General features: G+C 70.1%; 20 protein-coding genes. 7 read left to right on the plus strand and 13 right to left on the minus strand.

Going from position 1 to position 18731, the window contains the following annotated elements; genetic code table 11:
* The first annotated feature begins 3 nt into the window (after positions 1-3).
* Positions 4-879, plus strand: a complete 876-nt coding sequence (gene purU / locus BLW32_RS23965; RefSeq protein ID WP_175546308.1) for a formyltetrahydrofolate deformylase — start codon at positions 4-6, stop codon at positions 877-879.
* A gap of 87 nt (positions 880-966) precedes the next feature.
* On the opposite strand, the gene BLW32_RS23970 is transcribed toward purU, so the two are convergent.
* The 5 genes from BLW32_RS23970 to BLW32_RS23990 all read right to left on the minus strand — a co-directional run bounded on the left by BLW32_RS23970 (position 967) and on the right by BLW32_RS23990 (position 4732).
* A complete protein-coding gene (locus tag BLW32_RS23970) occupies positions 967-2019 on the minus strand; it encodes an alpha/beta fold hydrolase (RefSeq protein WP_068522850.1) in 1053 nt (350 codons plus the stop codon).
* A 24-nt stretch (positions 2020-2043) separates the two neighbouring features.
* Positions 2044-2343 (minus strand): DUF2516 family protein, encoded by a 300-nt coding sequence (locus BLW32_RS23975; RefSeq protein WP_068522851.1) that lies wholly within the window; start codon positions 2341-2343, stop codon positions 2044-2046.
* 73 nt (positions 2344-2416) lie between these two features.
* Positions 2417-3046: a hypothetical protein gene (locus tag BLW32_RS27835; protein WP_068522852.1), complete on the minus strand. Its 630-nt coding sequence runs from the start codon at positions 3044-3046 to the stop codon at positions 2417-2419.
* Positions 3043-3423, minus strand: coding sequence for a helix-turn-helix domain-containing protein (locus BLW32_RS23985; RefSeq protein WP_068522853.1), 381 nt, complete (start codon positions 3421-3423; stop codon positions 3043-3045). Before BLW32_RS23985 ends, BLW32_RS27835 begins: the two co-directional genes overlap by 4 nt.
* Before the next feature lie 85 nt (positions 3424-3508).
* Positions 3509-4732, minus strand: coding sequence for a DUF445 domain-containing protein (locus tag BLW32_RS23990; RefSeq protein ID WP_068741660.1), 1224 nt, complete (start codon positions 4730-4732; stop codon positions 3509-3511).
* Between the two features lie 170 nt (positions 4733-4902).
* On the opposite strand from BLW32_RS23990, the gene BLW32_RS23995 reads away from it, so the two are divergent.
* Positions 4903-5757 carry a polyphosphate kinase 2 family protein gene (locus tag BLW32_RS23995; protein ID WP_068741437.1) on the plus strand — a complete coding sequence of 285 codons (855 nt, stop codon included), beginning with the start codon at positions 4903-4905 and terminating at the stop codon, positions 5755-5757.
* Positions 5758-5808: 51 nt separating this feature from the next.
* Here BLW32_RS23995 and BLW32_RS24000 read toward each other — a convergent pair whose 3' ends face one another.
* Positions 5809-6396, minus strand: a complete 588-nt coding sequence (locus BLW32_RS24000) for a TetR/AcrR family transcriptional regulator (protein ID WP_068741436.1) — start codon at positions 6394-6396, stop codon at positions 5809-5811.
* A 143-nt stretch (positions 6397-6539) separates the two neighbouring features.
* Here BLW32_RS24000 and BLW32_RS24005 point away from each other — a divergent pair, with 143 nt between their 5' ends.
* The gene (locus tag BLW32_RS24005; RefSeq protein WP_068741435.1) at positions 6540-7655 is read left to right on the plus strand and encodes a saccharopine dehydrogenase NADP-binding domain-containing protein; all 1116 of its coding nucleotides are present in this window, start codon (positions 6540-6542) and stop codon (positions 7653-7655) included.
* 22 nt (positions 7656-7677) lie between these two features.
* Here the strand turns inward: BLW32_RS24005 and BLW32_RS24010 are convergent, their stop codons facing one another.
* Positions 7678-8907 carry a low temperature requirement protein A gene (locus BLW32_RS24010; protein ID WP_082791363.1) on the minus strand — a complete coding sequence of 410 codons (1230 nt, stop codon included), beginning with the start codon at positions 8905-8907 and terminating at the stop codon, positions 7678-7680.
* 87 nt (positions 8908-8994) lie between these two features.
* Positions 8995-9744 carry an SDR family oxidoreductase gene (locus tag BLW32_RS24015; RefSeq protein WP_068626462.1) on the minus strand — a complete coding sequence of 250 codons (750 nt, stop codon included), beginning with the start codon at positions 9742-9744 and terminating at the stop codon, positions 8995-8997.
* 123 nt (positions 9745-9867) lie between these two features.
* On the opposite strand from BLW32_RS24015, the gene BLW32_RS24020 reads away from it, so the two are divergent.
* Positions 9868-10752, plus strand: a complete 885-nt coding sequence (locus tag BLW32_RS24020) for a LysR family transcriptional regulator (RefSeq protein ID WP_068741433.1) — start codon at positions 9868-9870, stop codon at positions 10750-10752.
* A gap of 13 nt (positions 10753-10765) precedes the next feature.
* Here the strand turns inward: BLW32_RS24020 and BLW32_RS24025 are convergent, their stop codons facing one another.
* From BLW32_RS24025 to aceA, 4 genes are all read right to left on the minus strand, one after another.
* A complete protein-coding gene (locus BLW32_RS24025) occupies positions 10766-11518 on the minus strand; it encodes a class I SAM-dependent methyltransferase (RefSeq protein ID WP_068741432.1) in 753 nt (250 codons plus the stop codon).
* A gap of 126 nt (positions 11519-11644) precedes the next feature.
* On the minus strand, positions 11645-12604 hold the full coding sequence (locus tag BLW32_RS24030) for an NAD(P)/FAD-dependent oxidoreductase (protein WP_082791362.1): 960 nt from the start codon (positions 12602-12604) through the stop codon (positions 11645-11647).
* Positions 12605-12682: 78 nt separating this feature from the next.
* Positions 12683-13552, minus strand: coding sequence for a 3-hydroxybutyryl-CoA dehydrogenase (locus BLW32_RS24035; RefSeq protein WP_068522859.1), 870 nt, complete (start codon positions 13550-13552; stop codon positions 12683-12685).
* Positions 13553-13709: 157 nt separating this feature from the next.
* A complete protein-coding gene (gene aceA, locus BLW32_RS24040) occupies positions 13710-15002 on the minus strand; it encodes an isocitrate lyase (RefSeq protein WP_068522860.1) in 1293 nt (430 codons plus the stop codon).
* 402 nt (positions 15003-15404) lie between these two features.
* Between aceA and ramB the strand changes: the two genes are divergently transcribed.
* From ramB to BLW32_RS24055, 3 genes are read left to right on the plus strand one after another with little or no spacing between them, the layout of a single operon-like run.
* Complete coding sequence (gene ramB, locus BLW32_RS24045) at positions 15405-16805, plus strand: acetate metabolism transcriptional regulator RamB (protein ID WP_068522861.1); 1401 nt, start codon at positions 15405-15407, stop codon at positions 16803-16805.
* Between the two features lie 28 nt (positions 16806-16833).
* Positions 16834-17358 (plus strand): carboxymuconolactone decarboxylase family protein, encoded by a 525-nt coding sequence (locus tag BLW32_RS24050; protein WP_068522862.1) that lies wholly within the window; start codon positions 16834-16836, stop codon positions 17356-17358.
* 2 nt (positions 17359-17360) lie between these two features.
* Positions 17361-17714: a VOC family protein gene (locus tag BLW32_RS24055; protein WP_068522863.1), complete on the plus strand. Its 354-nt coding sequence runs from the start codon at positions 17361-17363 to the stop codon at positions 17712-17714.
* Between the two features lie 80 nt (positions 17715-17794).
* Here the strand turns inward: BLW32_RS24055 and thpD are convergent, their stop codons facing one another.
* Positions 17795-18667, minus strand: coding sequence for an ectoine hydroxylase (gene thpD, locus BLW32_RS24060; RefSeq protein ID WP_068522864.1), 873 nt, complete (start codon positions 18665-18667; stop codon positions 17795-17797).
* Positions 18668-18731 lie beyond the last annotated feature (64 nt).

The raw sequence follows: 18731 nt of genomic DNA on the forward strand, positions 1-18731 counted from the left end.
GGCGTGACCCGCGATACACGCTACGTCCTCACGCTCGGCTGCCCGGACACCACCGGCATCGTCGCGCGCATCTCGACCTTCCTCGCCGACGTGGGCGGGTGGATCGTCGAGGCCGGCTACCACTCGGACCAGGACTCCGGCTGGTTCTTCACCCGCCAGGCCGTCCGCGCCGACAGCGTCGCGATCCCGCTCGACGAGCTGCGGGCGCGTTTCGCGGCCGAGGTCGCCGCCGAGCTGGGCCCGGAGACCGAGTGGCGGCTGACCTCGAGCGCGGAGCCGAAGGACATCGTCGTGCTGGTCAGCAAGGAGGGGCACTGCCTGCACGACCTCGTCGGCCGGGTGGCCACGGGCGAGCTGAACGCGCGGATCGCCGCAGTGATCGGCAACCACGAGGACCTGCGCGACTTCGTGGAGCGGCTCGACATCCCCTTCCACCACGTGCCCTTCCCCGGGCCGGGGCAGGACAAGTCGGCGGCCTTCGCTCGCGTCGCGGAACTCACCGATGCGCTGGACCCCGACGCCGTGGTGCTCGCGCGGTTCATGCAGGTGCTCCCGCCGGAGCTGTGCGCGGCGTGGGCCGGGCGGGCGATCAACATCCACCACAGCTTCCTGCCGAGCTTCATCGGCGCGCGGCCGTACCACCAGGCGTTCGCGCGCGGCGTGAAGCTGATCGGCGCGACCTGCCACTACGTGACGGCGGACCTCGACGCGGGCCCGATCATCGAGCAGGACGTCGCGCGCGTGGACCACGCCGACGCCGCGTCCGACATGGTGCTGCGCGGCCGCGACATCGAGAAGGTCGTGCTGGCCCGCGGCCTGCGCTGGCACCTCGAGAACCGAGTGCTGGTGCACGGCCGCAAGACCGTCGTCTTCTCCTGACCCGCTCCCGGCAATTGAACACCGTTTCTGTCCGGCGCGACCTGCGGTTTCGCCGTACAGAAACGGTGTTCAATTCCCGACGGGGCGCTACTCCGGCGCCCCGGTGGTGACGGGGCGGCCGTCGAGGATGGAGTCCAGGAGGGCGTTGAACTTCTCCGGCTGTTCCAAGGGCAGCATGTGGCCGGAGTCGCGGATCACGGCGAAGCGGTCGAGCTTCCCGGCGACGCGGAGCTCGCCGGCGATGATGTCGGCGTCCGCGGGCGGGGTGAGGTGGTCGAACTGGCCGACCGCGACCGACGTGGGGATCGTGATCTTGCGCAGGCCGGCGGTCACGTCGACGTTCGCGAGCACGTGGCCCCACTCGGCGCGCACGTCCGACGGGCAGGAGGCGACCATGTCCTCGGTGTACTTCACCGCGCCGTAGGAGGCGTAGCCGCACAACGCGGTGTACCGGATCACCGCGGTGTGCGCGCGGTTGTGCCGGACCTTGACGTTGGCGCCGAGGATCCCGTCGCCCACCTTCTGCGTGAGCCGCGGCGCGACGCGCGGCAGCGCGGCGAGCGGCGTGGCGCCGGCGAAACCGGCGACGGCGTCGCGCGCGTAGGTCGAGGAGAGCACCGCGTGGTGGGCGCGCTCGGCGACCTCGTCGGTGTACTTGTCGGCCCACGCCATGATGGTGATCGCGCCCATGCTGTGCCCGACGAGCAGCGCCTTCTTCCCCGCCGGTACGTGGGCGGCGAGCACGGCGTGCAGGTCGTCGGCGAGGACGCCGGCGGAGAACGCGAAGGCGCCCGCCTCGGACTCGCCGTGGCCGCGCTGGTCGTAGGCGACGACGCGGTGGCCGCGCGCGACGAGGTGCTCGACCTGCCGCGGGAAGTTGGACAGGTTGCAGGTCCAGCCGTGGATGAGCACGGCGATCGGCCCGTCCTCCGGACCCCACACCCTGGTGTGCAGACGGGTGCCGTCGCCGGAGACGACGACGCCGTCCTCGTGCGGGCCGTCGTAATCCTCGATCAGCTTGGCGTTCGCCGGCTCCGCCGGGGACGACAGCGCGTAGGCGGCGACGCTCGCGGCGATGGCGGCGGCACCGGCGCCGAGGGCACCCGCGGTGCCGACGACGAGCTTCCTGGAGATCTTCATACGAGCAACCTTACTAACTAATACTCAATAGCGCGGCCGTCGGACCTCGTCGAGTTTCGGCTTCACGTCGAGCAGGTACACCAGGATGCCGATGGCACCGATCACCGTGCCCATGTAGTTCAGGCCCGCCAGGACGAGCACCTCGCAGGCGACCAGGGTGATCACCCAGTAATTCTTCTGCCACTTCCCGGCGGCGGTGAAGGCGTCGGCCGGCGCACGCAGGGCGTGGATGAGGCAGAACGCACCCGTCGCGAGCAGCGCGACCGTGACCAGGAGCGAGGCGAGCAGGCTGAGAGTGCCGAATCCGTAGAGGAGGACGTCCATGACACCAGCCTAAAGGTCGGGCGCCCGGCGGCAGTGCCGCCGGGCGCCCGGGGTGGAGCTGAGGGGGTGACGATCAGGCGTCGGCCTTCTTCGCGGCGGCCTTGGGGGCGGCCTTCTTGACCGCGGTGGCGGCCTTCGCGGTGGTCTCCTCGACGGCGGCCTCGGCCTTGTCGGCGGCGGCCTCGACCTCGTCGCCCGCGCGGCCGACCAGCTTGGCGGCGCGCTCGCCGACCTGCTTGGTGGCGGTGGCGACCTGGCCCAGCGAGGACTCGGTCAGCTCGACGGCCGAGTTGTAGGCCTTGGTGGCCTGCTCGGTGGCGTCCTCGATCACGGAACCGGAGGTGAGGCGCTCGAAAGCGGTCTCGCCGCGCTCGGCGAGCGACTCGTAGATGTCGGTGGCGACCTGGATGTAGGCGGCGGCGACCTTGCGGAGCTCGTCGGCGGTGAACTTGGCGCGCAGCTCGTCGACGTCCTTGGGCAGGCCGTCCTTGGCCTCGGTCAGCTTGGTCTGCGCGGAGCCGGCGGCCTCCTCGACCTTGGCCTGGGCCTCCTCGACCTTGGTCTGGAAGTCCTTGGACGCGTCGGTCGCGGCGGCGCGCAGCTTCTCGACGACCTCGGAGACGGCCTCGTAGGCGTAGTCACCGGCGCCGAGGGCCGCGAACAGGGGGGTCTTCAGGTCGTCGAGGGTGTTCTGCTCGGTCATGGGGTGATCTCCTTCAATGCAGTCTCGTTCTCGCGGCGGAAGCTCTCGTAGATCTCGAGGAGAGCCTGCTTCTGCCGTTCGGTGATGGTCGTGTCCGCGATCAGCGCGTCGCGCACCGGGGATTCCGGCCGCTCCTCGAGGATCCCGGCCTGCACGTAGAGCACCTCGGCCGAGAGCCGCAGTGCTTTGGCGATCTGCCCGAGCACGTCGGCCGACGGTCGTCGGAGCCCCCGCTCGATCTGGCTGAGGTACGGGTTGGAAACCCCCGCCCTCTCGGCCAGCTGCCGGATGGACACCTCTGCCGCGAGACGCTGCGCCCGGATGAACGCTCCGATGTCGGATCCCGAATTCTCCACGGTCTCTTCGTCGCTCGTCATATCCGGTCTCCCGTCTGCGCGGCTGATTCCACGCTAACAGCTAGTGCTAGCTCTTGCAAGCAGTTTGCTAGCAGGGTGATTCCAATCAGAAGAAGATCTGCGTGATCGAGTAGATCACCAGGCCCGCGATCGAGCCGACGACGGTGCCGTTGATCCGGATGAACTGCAGGTCACGGCCCACCGCGAGCTCGATCTTGTCCGAGGCCTCGTCGGCGTCCCAGCGCGCGACGGTGTCCGTGATGATCGATGTGATCTGGCTCGCATAGTTCTCGACGAGGTGCCGCACCGACCGGTCGACCCAGAAGTCGACCTTGTCGCGCAGCCCCTGGTCGTCGCGCAGCCGCACGCCGAACCGGGCCGCCGACTCGCTGAACTTCTCCCGCAGCGTGGAGTCCGGGTCCTCGACGGAGGCCTCGATCATCCGCTTGGCGGCCCGCCACGCCGCCTGCGCCGCGGTACGCACCTCCTCGCGGCCCATGAGCTCGGCCTTGACGTCCTCGACCTTGGCGATGGTCCGCGGGTCGTGCTGCAGGTCGGAGGCGAAGTCCCAGAGGAAGGTGCTCATGGCCTGCCGCACCTCGTGGTCGGGGTCGCTGCGCACCTTCCAGGTGAATTCGACGAGCTCGCGGTAGATCCGCTCCCCCAGCAGCGAGTTGACGAACTTGGGCGACCACTGCGGACCGTCGGTGTCGACGATCTTGTCGATGACGCCCTGGCTGCCCAGGGCCCAGTGGTGGGCGCGCTCGGCGAGCAGGTTGATGAGCGGCAGCTGCCGCTGCTCCTGCAGGAGCGTCTCCACGAGGCGCCCGATGGGCGGGCCCCACTCCGGCTCGGCGAGCCGCTTGATGATCGTCGAGTTGAGCACCGCCTCGACGTCCTCGTCGCGCAGCACCTCGCTCATGACCTTGACCAGCTTCGCGGCCTCGCCGCCCAGCTTCTGCGAGTTGTCGGGGTCGGCCATCCAGTTGGCGACGCGGCCGCTCAGGTCGAGCGAGCCCACCTTCTCCGCGATCACCTCGGGGGTGAGGAAGTTGCTCTCCACGAAGCCGCCGAGCGCGTCGCCGAGCTGGTCCTTCTTGCGCTTGATGATCGCGGTGTGCGGGATCGGCAGGCCCAGGGGGTGCCGGAACAGCGCGGTCACCGCGAACCAGTCGGCCAGGCCGCCGACCATGCCCGCCTCGGCCGCGGCCTTCACGTAGCCGACCCACGGGCCGGCGATGGAGAGGTCGGAGCCCTTCGTGTCGAGGTACTCGCAGAACAGGTAGATGACCGCCGCGCCGATGAGGAACGAGAGGGCGAGCGCCTTCATCTTGCGCAGGTCGCGCTTCTTCTGCTCGTCGGGCGTGCCGCCGAACGGACTCGCCGGGACGCGGGACGTCGAATCGGTCCCGGACGACTGCGGGGTACCCGCGGGAGATGACACCGTCACGAGTCGATCTTGCCCGAAGATCGGGGCGGCGCGCCGGATAGGGTGACTCCATGGCGAACGACAAGGGTTGGTCCGGTTCCGCGTCCGCAGCTCTGCGCTGGCAGCCGGGGTCCACGGTCCAGGACATCGACACCTCCGGCAAGCCGGGTTTCGACGGGGACAAGGCCCTCGGCGAGCAACTGCTCGCCGAGCGCGGCCAGCGGCTCTCGGAGCTGCAGGAGCTGCTCTACGCCAACGGCCGCGCGGGCGATCACCGCTCGGTGCTGCTGGTGCTCCAGGGCATGGACACGGCCGGCAAGGGCGGCATCGTCCGGCACGTGATCGGCATGGTCGACCCGCAGGGCGTGAAGACCGCGTCCTTCGGCAAGCCGACCGAGGAGGAGCTCGCCCACGACTTCCTGTGGCGCATCCACCAGCAGACCCCGAAGGGCGGCCAGATCGGCGTCTTCGACCGGTCGCACTACGAGGACGTGCTGGTGGTCCGCGTGCACGACCTGGTGCCGCCGGCCGTCTGGGAGCCGCGCTACGACATCATCAACGACTTCGAGGAGGACCTCATCGCCACGGGCACGACGATCGTCAAGTGCGCGATGTTCGTCTCCCTCGACGAGCAGAAGAAGCGGCTCGCGGAGCGGCTCGACCGCCCCGACAAGTACTGGAAGTACAACCCCGCCGACATCGACGAGCGCGGCTACTGGCCGAAGTACCAGGAGGCCTACCAGGCCGTGCTGGACCGCACCAGCGTCGACGGCGCGCCGTGGCACATCATCCCGGCCGACCGGAAGTGGTTCAGCCGCCTCGCGATCACCGAGCTGCTGATCGAGGCCCTCGAGGGCCTGAACCTCGACTGGCCGCCCGCCGACTTCGACGTCGAGCACGAGAAGGCACGCCTCGCGAAGGCCTGACGGTTCAGCCCGACCGGGCCCTCCGACGACGGGCGCGAGGCGGTGGCGCTCTCACGTGGGACGGCTCGTGTGGATGCCCTCGTCGAGGACCTCGCGGAGCGACACGGCGACGGCGTGGAGGCAGGTCGCGAAGTCCCTCTCACCGCCCCCTTCAGACCAGCGGTCGAGCGCGTCCTGGGACGCGACGGTGGCGATCTGCGCCGTGAGTCTCGCGCGGTCGTCGTCGACACCCCGTTCCAGGAGTGCGTCCTGGATCGCGCTCGTGACCACGGCGAATTTGGTGCGTTCCCGCTCCTGAAGCTCAGGACTGGAGGCGATGACAGTACGGCGCCGAGCGGTGCGCTCGACGTGCTCGGCAAGCGCAGCGCCGACCTGAGTGAGAGCCTCGAAGGCCGCCGCCAGAGGAGGCACGGCGGGGTCGGCGTCCAGAACCGCGGCACGGACGGCGGCGGGCAGCCGGTCCGAGCCGGCGAACAGGACCTCGCGCTTGTCGGGGAAGTAGCGGAAGTACGAGCGGCGGGTGAGCCCGGCCCGCTCGGCGATCTGCGTCACCGTCACGTTGTCGTATCCGTGCTCCAGGTAGAGCTCGAGCGCCGCACGGATGAGGCGCTCTTCTGTTCCGGGATCCCATCTCGCCATCACCGGACGATAGCAAGTGATGACTCACTGTGTCATCGCGGTGCTAGAGTCAGTGATGACACAGTGAGACATCACTGTGGGGCGACCGTCGCACGTCGACGACGCGGGCGATCGCCACCTCGACGGCACGACAGGAGAGACTCATGACCGACACCACCCGGAGCGCGCGATCCGAGGAGATCTGGATCCTCGGGGCGAGCGGGCGCATAGGGAGCGCCGTCACCGCCGACCTCGCCGCCCGCGGACTCACGCCCGTCCTCGTCGGACGCGCCGCCGACGGCGACCGGTTGCGCAGGACCACCGCGGACATCGGGAGCCGAACCGTCCTTGCGAACGGCATCGACGACATCGCGACCGAGATCGCCCGGCAGCGACCTGCCGTGGTATTCAACGGCATCGGGAACTACGTCGAGACGGCCCCGGTCATCGCCAGGGCGTGCATGCCCGGCGGGCACTACCTCGACCTGGCCGCAGACCTGACCGCCGTCCCCCGGCTGCTCGACCTGGACGGGGAGGCGCAACAGGCGGGCAGCACGCTGGTGACCGGATCGGGCTTCGGCGTGCTGGCCACCGAAGCCGTCGTGATCAAGCTGTGCGAGGACCGCCCGACCCCCGCCGCCGTGCGCGTCGACGCGCTCGCCTCGGTGTCCCTCAGCGCCGGAGTCGTCGGGGCCGCCTTCGCCGCCTCCATGATCGACATGTTCGCCACCGGGGGACGTCGGTACACCGACGGACGCATGGTCACCGCACGCCTCGGCGCCGACCTCCAGAACCTCACCCTCCCCGACGGGGAACAGGCGACGTCCGCGGGCGCTCCCACCGCCGAACTCCTCGCCGCCCACCGGGCCAGCGGTGCGCCGTCCGTCACCGCGACCACCGGCGTGGCTCCGACCTCGCGCGCCGTGCGAGCCGTCGCCCCTCTCGTCGGAACGCTGCTGTCCATCGGGCCGCTGCGCCGCCTCGCCCTCAGCCGGGTGTCCAGGGCCACGATGAAGGATTCTCCGGCCCCTCGCCGTCACTCGTGGGGACACGCGGTAGTCACCTGGGCGGACGGCACGCGCCGCGAGGGGTGGCTGCGCGCCGAGGACGGCATGGCCTACACCGCCTCGGTGGCCGCTTCGGTGGCCGCCCACCTCGCCCGCGGCGACGGTCGGCCGGGCGCCTACACACCCGGCGTCCTGTTCGGCGCCGACCTCGCCGAGGAGGCGGGCGGACGGTTCCTCCTCGACATCGCAGCCGGGAGCGGACCCGCCGTGTGAACGACGCGCCGGTGCGATACCTCTAGGCCAAGCGCTCTGCCCGGCGCTTGCCGGACCACAGCTCCTCGACGACGACCTGCACGAGCAGCGCGATCGCGCTCCACACCAGCGCGGCCAGCGGCGTTGCCCCGGCGGCGACGGCCGCGACGCCGGCGCCGAGCAGGGCCAGGGTGATGCCGACGGTGACGGCGCGGTGGCCGTCGAACCCGGTGAGGTAGGCGTCCATGATCTCGATCCCGAGCACCGCAGCCGCGAGCGGAATGACGAACGCCGACGCGACCACCACGTTGCTCACGTGGGCCTCGTGCGAGATGCCCAGTGCCTCGACGTGCAGGCCGGCGCCGAAGGCGGCGATCGCCATGAAGATCGCGATGTGCCCGTAGCCCCAGGCGAAGCACTTGTTGGTGTTGCGGACCAGCGCGTGCCCGACGGGGATCGAGAAGTAGATCCACCAGATCGACAGGTTGAGCACCATCGCCGCGACGCCGAGCACGGCGATGTCGAGGCTCCAACCCTGCGCCTTGAGCAGCGCCTGCAGCGCGACGACGGTGCCGACCACACCCTCACCCAGGGTGATGATGGTGAGCAGGCCGTACCGCTCCGCGATGTGGTGCGGGTTCCACGGGGTGCGCTGGCGCCGCTCGGCGACGTACGGCCCGCCGAGCTCCACGACGTACAGGATCAGGCCGGCCGCGATGATCTGCCCCAGCGTCAGCGGCGCGAACGCCGTGATCAACCAGCCGATCTGCGCGATCGTGATCGCGATGATGTAGGTGACCGCGGCGGTGCGGTACTGCGGCGAGGAGATCGCGACGCGGGTCCACTGCGCGAGCAGCGCCACGCGCATGACCACGTAGCCGATGACGAGCACCGTGTTGTTCGGCCGGTCGCCCGCGGTGATCGACGTGAAGAAGGGCTCGATGCCGAGGGCCATGATGCAGACGCCGATCATCTGCAGCATGGTCACGGCGCGGAAGAGCCAGTCGTCGGTGTCGAACGCCGAGGCCATCCACGTGAAGTTGATCCACGCCCAGATCGCGGCGAAGGCACAGAACCCGAAGCCGAGGAAGGCCGTGAAGTAGTGCGCCTCCGCGATGGCGTCCGCCAGCTGCACCCCGGCGAGGGAGAAGACCACCACGAAGGTGAGGTCGAAGAACAACTCCAGCGTGGTGGCCGTGCGGCCCTCCTCGTGGGGGTCGCGCCCCGCCATGCGGGTCAAGCGGCGGCGCACCGCCGACGGTCCATCGGTCACGGAAGATCTCCTGCTCGTCGCTCGAGTTCGTGATCGCACGAAACGTCGATCATCGTAGGCCGGGTGGACCGCCGGCGCGCGCTGATGTCAGCGCGTGGTGTAGCCGCCGTTCGCGAACAGCGTCTGACCGGTGATCCAGTGGCCGTCGGTGGAGAGGAAGTCGACGATCGGCGCGATGTCCTCGATGAACGTCAGGCGGTTGCCCATGCCCTGCGACTTGTGGAACTCGACGCGCTCCGGCGTCTCCTGGCCGTAGAAGAAGGGCGTGTCCATCGGACCGGGGGCGATGGCGTTGACGCTGATCCCGCGGACGCCGAACTCCTTGGCCGCGGCGCGGTTGAAGTGCTCCACGGGCGACTTGCCGCCCGCGTAGGTGGAGTAGCCGTCGGTGAAGGCGCCGAGCAGCGCGGTGACGATGGTGATGAGCGTGCCGTCGTCGTTGAGCGTGCGGCCCGCCTCCTTGATGAAGAAGTACGCGGCCTTCGCGTTGATGTCCAGCATGGAGTCGTACTCCTCCTCGCTGGTCTCGAGGATCGGCTTGCGCAGCACCTTGCCGACGGTGTTCACGGCCACGTCGACGCCGCCGAACTCGGCGACGGCCGCATCGAACAGCTCGGTGACCTTGGCGGGCGCGGTCAGGTCGCCCTGGAAGAGCAGCGCCTTGCCGCCCGCGGCCTCGACGGCGGCCGCGGTCTCGCGCGCCTCCGCCTCCGACGACGGGCTGTTGTAGTGCACGACCACGTTCGCGCCCAGGCCGGCGAGGTGGCGGCTGACCAGGCCACCGAGGTTCTTGCCGCCACCGGCGACGACCGCGGTCTTCCCTGCGAGCTTCGTCATGGATGTCTCTCCTTCGTCGAATGGGGATACCCTTTGCAATACCCAACGTACGCAGCAAACACACAAGCGACAATCGAATCTTTCCGAAGGATTCACCACTGTTACTTGTGGAATGCTGGTGGGGTGACCACCCCTGATCTCCGCCGGCTCGAGCAGTTCGTCGCCGCGATGGAGGAGCCGTCCCTCGCCGCCGCGGCCGCCCGCCTGCACCTGAGCCAGCAGGCCCTCTCGGCGGCGCTGCGTCAGCTCGAGCGGGAACTCGGCACGCCGCTGTTCACGCGGTCCGGGCGCCGCCTCGCCCCCACCGCCGCCGCCCGGTCCCTGTACGACGGAGCGCCGTCCGTCCTGTCCGGCGCCCGCCTCCTCGCGGCCCGCGCCCGCGCGGCGGGTGCGGAGCGGCCGAGGGTGTTCGTGGTGGGCCGCAGCCCCGCGGTCACCGCCGACGAGGCCTACGAGCTGCTCGAACCGCTCATCGACCGGCCGGAGTCGCCGTCGATCACCGTCCGCGAGCTGTTCCCGTCGGCGATGACCGACGAGCTGGAGCAGGGCACCGTCGACCTGGTGCTGCGCCGGGGCGTCGCCCTCCCGGACCGGCTGGCCGGGGTCACGCTCACCTACCACCGGATGCGGGTCGCGCTGCACCGCGATCACGAGCTGGCGGGCCGGACGTCGCTCGCGCTGGCGGACCTCGCGGGCTCGCCCATCGTGGTGTGGGCACCGCCGCACGCGTCGTTCTACACGGACTTCCTCGTCGCGCAGTGCCGACGCGCGGGCTTCGAACCGGACCTGCTAGTGAACCGCGTGCAGGGCACGCCGCCCGCGACGGCGGTGCTGACCTCGCCGCACGCGGCGGCCTTCGTCACAGATCCGGCGGGGCCGCGGTCCGGCGGGCGGGTCGTGGTCCTGGACCTCGACGACGCGCCGCAGGTCCCCGTCCAGGCGCTGTGGCTGCCGCACACGACGGACCCGCTCCGCGCGGAGCTGCTCGCCGCCTATCCGCCGGCGTGACCGTCGGGCCGGGTCAGCCGGGCTTGCGGGCGGTGACGAACTGCCCCTGCCCGCTGACGGTCTGCTGCACGTCGACGAGGCCGTACTCGCGCAGCCAGCCGGTGATCTCGTCCTTGCCGAACCAGCGGAAGCCGGAGACCCGCTCCGCGGTCGACGACCCGAGGACCGACGTGAGCGGCGTCTGCAGCGAGGTGAACAGCGCGACGCGGCCGCCGGGCTTCGCGACGCGGCAGATCTCGCGGACCGCGAGCCGCGGCGCCGGGATCAGGTACAGCGCGGCGAGGCAGACCACGGTGTCGAAGGTGTCGTCGGGGAAGGGCACGTCGAGCGCGCTGCCACGGACGTAGGCGACGCGGTCGTCGGCGTTGTCGCGGACGGCGCGCTGCAGCATGGCCTCGGAGACGTCGAGGCCGACGACCACGCCCTCGCCGCTGAGCTTGCGGGCCAGCGGCTTCGTGTAGAGGCCGGGGCCGCAGGCGACGTCGAGCAGCTTCTGGTCGCCGCGGCCCGTGAGCTCGTCGAGCAGGACGTCGGTGCGGCTGAGCGTGCCGCTGCCACCGAGGCTGAACAGGCGGGTGAACGCGGGCCGCCACGCCTTCTCGTACACCGCGGCCAGCGCCGGGTTGTGCATGAGCGCGTTGCTCAGCCCCGTCGGCCTCGCGCTGTCGGGCGCGAGGACGTCGAGGTAGCCGTGGCTGCGGTCGGGCTCGCGGCCGAGCCGGCCCGGGTCGAGCAGGGCCTCCACCCGGTCGAGTGCGCTGGTCATGCGGCCACGCTAGCGCGCCGCCCTCCGGGCCGGGTCGGATCGCGGACCGTCTCCCGGCCCCTCCCGACTTAACAGCGTTAGCCCATGCCGCTTCCTGGGGAAACGTCTGCATCTAACGCTGCTAAGTCACGCCGGTCGGCGGTCGAGGGTCGCTGCGTCCATGTCCGCCGCGATGTCGCGCTGGAGCAGGTGCGCGCTGATCGCCATGGCCGCGACGGACCCGGCCCCGGCCGCGACGATGACCTGCGCCATCGGGTTCACGACGTTGCCCGCCGCCCACACTCCCGGCTGCCCGGCGACCGCACCCATCGGGTCGACGGGGACCGTCGGGAAGGGGCCGGCGTCGCCGCGCTCGGCGCCGAGCTGCAGCAGCAGCTCGTCCTGCGGCACGAACCGCGGACCGACGAAGACGGCCTCGCGCTCGATCTCGGTGCCGTCGGCGAGGCGGACGGCCCGCAGCGCGTCCCCGTCGACGACGAGCCCCGCCACCGCACCGTCGACGATGCGGGTGCCGCGCGCCTCGATCGACGCCCGATCGGCGTCGTCGATCTCGAGGCCGTTGGTGAAGAACACCAGGTCGCGCGACCACTGTGGGATCATCAGCGCCTGGTGCACGGACATGGCGGCGTTGTCGCCGCCGAGCACCGCCAGCGGCCAGTCGCGCACCTCGTAGCCGTGGCAGAAGGGGCAGTGGATGGCGTCGCGGCCGAAGCGCTCGGCGACGCCGGGGACGTCGGGCAGCACGTCGGTGAGGCCGGTCGCGACCAGCAGGGTGCGGGCGCGCAGCACCTCGTCGCCGACGGTCACCTCGACGAGGTCGCCGGAGCGGCGCACCGCGGTCGCCGCGCCGTCGAGGATCCGCACGCCGTAGGCCTGCGCCTCGCGGCGGCCGATGGCGAGCAGCTCGGCGGGGTTCAGCCCGTCGTGGCCGAGGTAGCCGTGCATGTGCTCGGCGGGGGCGTTGCGGGGCGCGCCCGCGTCGACGACGGTGACCGCCCGTCGCGCCCGGCCGAGGACCTGCGCGGCGGTGAGCCCGGCGGCCCCGCCGCCGACGATGACGGTGTCCAGGATCTGCGTTTCGTTCATGGATCCACCGTGCTCCAGAAACAGCTGAACCGGCAAGTTTCCTTGCCGGTTCAGCAATTGTTTCGCTGCGGGCGAACCCTACTTGGCGGGGTACTCGTAGATTCCGCGGCCCGACTTCTTGCCGACGTAACCGGCCTCCACCAGGCGCAGCAGCAGCGGCGGCGCGGCGTAGGTGGGCTCCTTGTACTCGGCGTACATCGCGTCGGCGATGAACTTGACCGTGTCCAGGCCGACGAGGTCGGCCAGCTTGAGCGGGCCCATCGGGTGCGCGCAGCCGAGCATCATGCCCTTGTCGATGTCCTCGGCGGTCGCGAAGCCCGACTCGTACATGCGGATCGCCGAGAGCAGGTACGGCACGAGCAGCGCGTTGACGATGAACCCGGAGCGGTCCGTCGCGCGCACGACCTGCTTGCCCAGCACCTCGGACGCGAACTGCTCGGCGCGAGCGGCCGCGGCCTCCGACGTCGACAGCGAGCTGATCACCTCGACCAGCGGCAGCACGGGCACCGGGTTGAAGAAGTGCAGGCCCAGCACGCGGCCGGGGTTCTTCGTGGCGGTGGCGATGCGCTGGATCGGCAGCGAGCTGGTGTTGGACGCGAGCACGGCGTCGGGGTCGGTGACGACCTCGTCGAGCTTGCCGAAGACCTCCGCCTTGACGGCCTCGTTCTCGACGATCGCCTCGACCACCAGCTGGCGGTCCGCGAAGTCGGCGAGGTCGGTGGTGAACGTCAGCCGCTCGGCGGCCTGGTCGCGCTCGCGCTCGGTGATCTTGCCGCTGGACACGGCGCGGTCCAGCGACTTGAGGATGCGGGCGCGGCCGCCGGCCGCGAGCTCCTCGGTGGCCTCCCAGACCAGCACGTCGGCACCCGCGCGGGCGGACACCTCGGCGATGCCGCCGCCCATCTGACCCGCGCCGACGACGCCGACCCGCGAAACTGCTTCGCTCATAAGAACTTCCTAACGTAACAACGACTAGAGGTGAGACGGAGGTAACTCTGCAGGGGTACGCCCAGAACGTACCCACATACGCCGCAGGCGGCCCGCGACGAAAGTCACGGACCGCCTGCGATCGGCTAGATTCCCGGAGAGGCGGGCCTGCCAGTTCCTAGTGGAACTGGCCCTCCTCGGTGGAGCCCTTCAGGGCGGCCGTCGAGGTGTTGGGGTCGACGGTGGTGGCGATGCGGTCGAAGTAGCCGGCGCCGACCTCGCGCTGGTGCTTGGTGGCGGTGTAGCCACGGGCCTCCGACGCGAACTCGCGCTCCTGCAGGTCGACGTACGCCGTCATGCCCTCGCGGGCGTAGCCGTAGGCCAGGTCGAACATCGAGTGGTTGAGGGCGTGGAAGCCGGCCAGCGTGATGAACTGGAAGGTGAAGCCCATCGCGCCGAGCTCCTTCTGGAACTTGGCGATGGTCGCGTCGTCCAGCGCCTGCTTCCAGTTGAAGGACGGCGAGCAGTTGTAGGAGAGCAGCTGGTCCGGGAACTCGGACTTGACGCCCTCGGCGAACTTCTTGGCGACCTCGAGGTCCGGAACGCCGGTCTCCATCCAGATCATGTCCGCGTACGGCGCGTAGGCCTTGGCGCGGGCGATGCAGGGCTCGATGCCGTTCTTGATGTTGTAGAAGCCCTCGGCGGTGCGCTCACCGGTCACGAACGGCTTGTCGCGATCGTCGACGTCCGAGGTGATCAGGGTGGCGGCCTCGGCATCGGTGCGCGCGATGACGACGGTGGGCGTGTTCGCCACGTCGGCGGCCAGGCGGGCCGAGGTCAGGGTGCGGATGTGCTGCTGGGTGGGGATGAGCACCTTGCCACCGAGGTGGCCGCACTTCTTCTCCGAGGCGAGCTGATCCTCCCAGTGGGTACCGGCGGCACCCGCGGCGATCATGGCCTTCTGCAGCTCGTAGACGTTCAGGGCGCCACCGAAGCCGGCCTCGCCGTCGGCCACGATCGGCACGACCCAGTTGTCGACGGACTTGTCACCCTCGACGCGGGCGATCTCGTCGGCGCGGAGCATGGCGTTGTTGATGCGACGCACGACCGACGGCACCGAGTTGGCCGGGTACAGCGACTGGTCGGGGTAGGTGTGGCCCGAGAGGTTCGCGTCACCGGCGACCTGCCAGCCGGAGAGGTAGATCGCCTTGAGGCCGGCGCGCACCTGCTGCACGGCCATGTTGCCGGTGAGGGCACCCAGGGCGTTGATGTAGGAGCCGTCACCCTTGGTGACGCCGTCCCACAGGATCTCCGCGCCGCGGCGAGCGAGGGTGTTCTCCTCGACGACGCTGCCCTGCAGCTCGGCGACCTGCTCGGCGGTGTACTCGCGCGTGATGCCCTTCCAACGCGGGTTGGTGTCCCAATCCTGCTGGATCTCGGCGGCGGTCCGCGGCTGTCCGACGGTGCTCATTGGCTCCCCGTTCTTCTCTGCGTCGATGTGGATCTGATCGGCCACCGGGAGGCTGAGCGAGGGTTATCGCTAACCCGATTCGCAGTCCCGGCGTTGCGCCTTCGCCTACTGTGCCACACCTAAAGCCGCAGGCCAAGGCGGTCGAGTATGCCAAAGCAAGCCATGAAATCACAGCGATCCTGCTAATCCTGCGAAGGTCCGCAGCGAACCTCGCCGGAAAAAGTACGCCCGTACTGGGAGTTTGCGGGCCCGGGGTTCCGGGCCCCGTCGCCCGTTCCCGACGGTCCGCCGCCGCCCCGTTGCGCGACGCGGGCTCCCCGGTGTGACACACCTCACTGCAAAGGTTCGCCCGAACCTCCGGAACCGGGCGGTAGCTGGGCGTCCGGGACTAAACTTCGCTCCATGTCCAAGACCTTCGTGGGGGCACGGCTCCGTGGCCTGCGCAAGGAGCGCGGGCTGTCGCAGGCGTCGCTGGCGGAGGCGCTCGAGATCTCGCCGTCGTACCTGAACCAGATCGAGCACGACGTGCGGCCGCTCAGCGTGCCCGTCCTGCTGAAGATCACCGACGTCTTCGGCGTCGACACCTCCTTCTTCAACTCGCAGGACCAGACGCGACTGATCGCGGAGCTGCGCGAGGTCACGATGGACGTCGACGCGCCCACCAGCACCGACGAGCTGTCCGAGCTGGCGCGCGATCACCCCGGCTTCGCCCGCGCCATGGTCGCGCTGCACCGCCGCTACCTCGGCGCCGCCGATCAGCTGGCCCAGGTCACCGACGGCCGCAACGACCCCGGCGCCCGCGGCGCCATCCCCAACCCGCACGAGGAAGTGCGCGACTTCTTCTACCAGCGGCAGAACTACTTCCACGAGCTCGACGTCGCCGCCGAGGAGCTCACCGCGCGGATGCGCATGCACAACGCCGACGTCCGCACCGAGATCGTGACCCGCCTCGAGGCCGTGCACAACGTCTCCATCCGCCGCCGCGTCGACCTCGGGGAGACGGTGCTGCACCGCTACGACCCCCGCACCCGCGTGCTGGAGATCAACCGCCACCTCTCCGGCGGGCAGCAGGTCTTCAAGATGGCCGCCGAGCTCGCCTACCTCGAGTGCGGCCGGGAGATCGACGCCCTGGTCGACGGTGCCGGGTTCGGCTCGGAGGAGGCGGGGCGGCTCGCCCGCCTCGGGCTCGCCAACTACTACGCCGCGGCCGTCGTGCTGCCTTACACGCAGTTCCACGGCGCCGCCGAGGAGTTCGAGTACGACATCGAGCGGCTCTCCGCGTTCTTCTCAGTGAGCTACGAGACCATCGCGCACCGGATGTCCACACTGCAGCGCCCCAACCTGCGCGGCGTGCCGCTCTCCTTCGTCCGCGTCGACCGCGCGGGCAACATGAGCAAGCGGCAGAGCTCCACCGGCTTCCACTTCTCCGCCTCCGGCGGCACCTGCCCGCTGTGGAACGTCTACGAGACGTTCGCGTGGCCGGGGAAGATCATCACGCAGATCGTCGAGATGCCTGACGGCCGCAACTACCTGTGGGTCGCGCGCACCGTCGAGCGGCGGGCCGCCCGGTACGGCCAGCCCGGCAAGACCTTCGCCATCGGCATCGGCTGCGAACTGCGGCACGCGCACCGCCTGGTCTACGCCCGCGGTCTCGATCTCTCCGACGCCAACGCCACCCCCATCGGCGCCGGCTGCCGCGTCTGCGAGCGCGCGGGCTGTCCCCAGCGCGCCTTCCCGGCCATCGGCAAGGCCTTGGATATCGACGAGCACCGCTCCACGATCTCGCCCTACCTCGTGCGTTGAGGCGCCCACCGAACGGTAGCGTCGGGTCATGACACCGCGCGTGACTCCCGGCGGACTCCGCCAGCTCGGCCCGATCAACTACGCCATCGCCAAGATCGGCGCGAAGGCCATTCGCGCCGACGACATGCACCTGTTCTCCACGCTCGGCCGCACCAAGCGGCTGTTCGTCGGCTGGCTCGGCTACTCCGGCATGCTGATGCCCTTCGGCGCCCTCAAGCGCTCGGAGTCGGAGACGGTCATCGTCCGCGTCGCCTTCCTGCGGGAGAGCGCCTACGAGCTGGGCCATCACCGCCGCATCGGCGCGCAGGCGGGGCTCACGGAGACGCAGTTCGAGCGCATCTTCGACGGCTCGGGCTGGGACGAGCGCAGCGCAGCGCTGCTCGCCGTGGTCACCGAGCTGGTCGAGGACAAGGCGGTCACCGACGAGTCCTGGGCCCGTCTCGCCGCGTTCTACGACGAACGCAAGCTGGTGGAGATCGTCATGCTTGCGACCAACTACGACGGCCTCGCCACCGCCATCGACGTGCTCGGCATCCAACCGGAGAAGCCCTGATCGTGCGGGTACACAAGGTGATCCCCAACATCACCGTCGACGACATCGCCACCGCGCGCGGCTTCTACGCGGACTTCCTCGGCCTCGACGACGAGGAGTTCAACCTCGGGTGGGTCGCCCGCTTCTCCTCCCCCGACCACCGCGCCAGCGTGCAGCTCGTGACCGGCGACCGGACCGCGGAGATCGACTCGGACCTGTCCGTGATGACCGACGACGTCGAGGCGGCCTACGCGGAGGCGCAGCGCTCCGGCTACGAGATCGTCCACCCGCTCACCAGCGAGGAGTGGGGCCCGCGCCGGTTCTTCGTCCGCGCCCCCGACAGCACCGTCGTCAACGTCGTCGGCCACCCGCACTGACCGCTCACGATGTCGAGTTCTGCGGCACCACAGGTGCTCAGGAGCACACGTGACGCCGCAGAACTCGAATTCGTGAACCGCTAGCGCGTCGCCAGGTACTCCGGGCGACGGGCGTCTGCGGCGAAGGGCTCCTGCAGCCCGTTGGAGACGGCGTTGAACACGACGAACAGGTTCGACCGCGGGTACGGCGAGATGTTCCCCGCCGAGGCGTGCAGGCAGTTGCAGTCGAAGTACAACGCGCTTCCTGCACCGCCGGTGACCTGCTCGATCCCGTACTCATCGGCCATCGCGGCGATGTCCCGCTCCTCCGGCGTGCCGAACGGCGGCCGGTAGGACTTGAGCGATTCGCGGTGGTACTCGCCGGGCGTGCGCCCCACGCAGGAGACGAACCGGCGGTGCGAGCCGGGCATGATCATCAGCGAGCCGTTGAAGGGCGTGTTCGGCGTGAGCGCCAGCGAGACGCTCACCGCGCGCGGCGTGGGCATGCCGTCCTCGGCGTGCCAGGTCTCGAAGTCGCTGTGCCAGTAGAAGGGTCCGCCGGCGAAACCGGGCTTGAGGTTGACGCGGCTCTGGTGCACGTAGACGTCGTCGCCGAGCAGCTGTCGGGCCACGCCCGCGATCTCCTCGCGCGCGATGATCGACGCGATCTTCTCGCTGAGCTCGTGCACCGCGAAGACCGACCGCACGCTGCCGTCGGAGGTCTCGCGGATCACCCGCTCGTCGGTGCCGAGCCGCGTGGTCACCGCGTCGATCTCGGCGCGGACGTCGCGGATGTCGCCGGCGCCGAGCACGCCCTCCACGCTGCGGAAACCGCGGGCGGCGAAGTCGTCGACGGCACCGTCGGGCCAGGGGCCTGATCGTCCGGGCCAGACGACGGGGTCGTGTCGGTCGTGGATCTCGCTATGGTCGACGCGCGTCGGGTAGTGGTCGGTGAGCGTCGCTGCGTTGTTCATCGATTCCTTCCGTCCGGGCAGTGCGCTTTCCACTGCGTGCCTCGCGGCGCGGACGTGAAGACGG

The organism is Tsukamurella tyrosinosolvens (assembly GCF_900104775.1).
Lineage (GTDB): Bacteria > Actinomycetota > Actinomycetes > Mycobacteriales > Mycobacteriaceae > Tsukamurella > Tsukamurella tyrosinosolvens.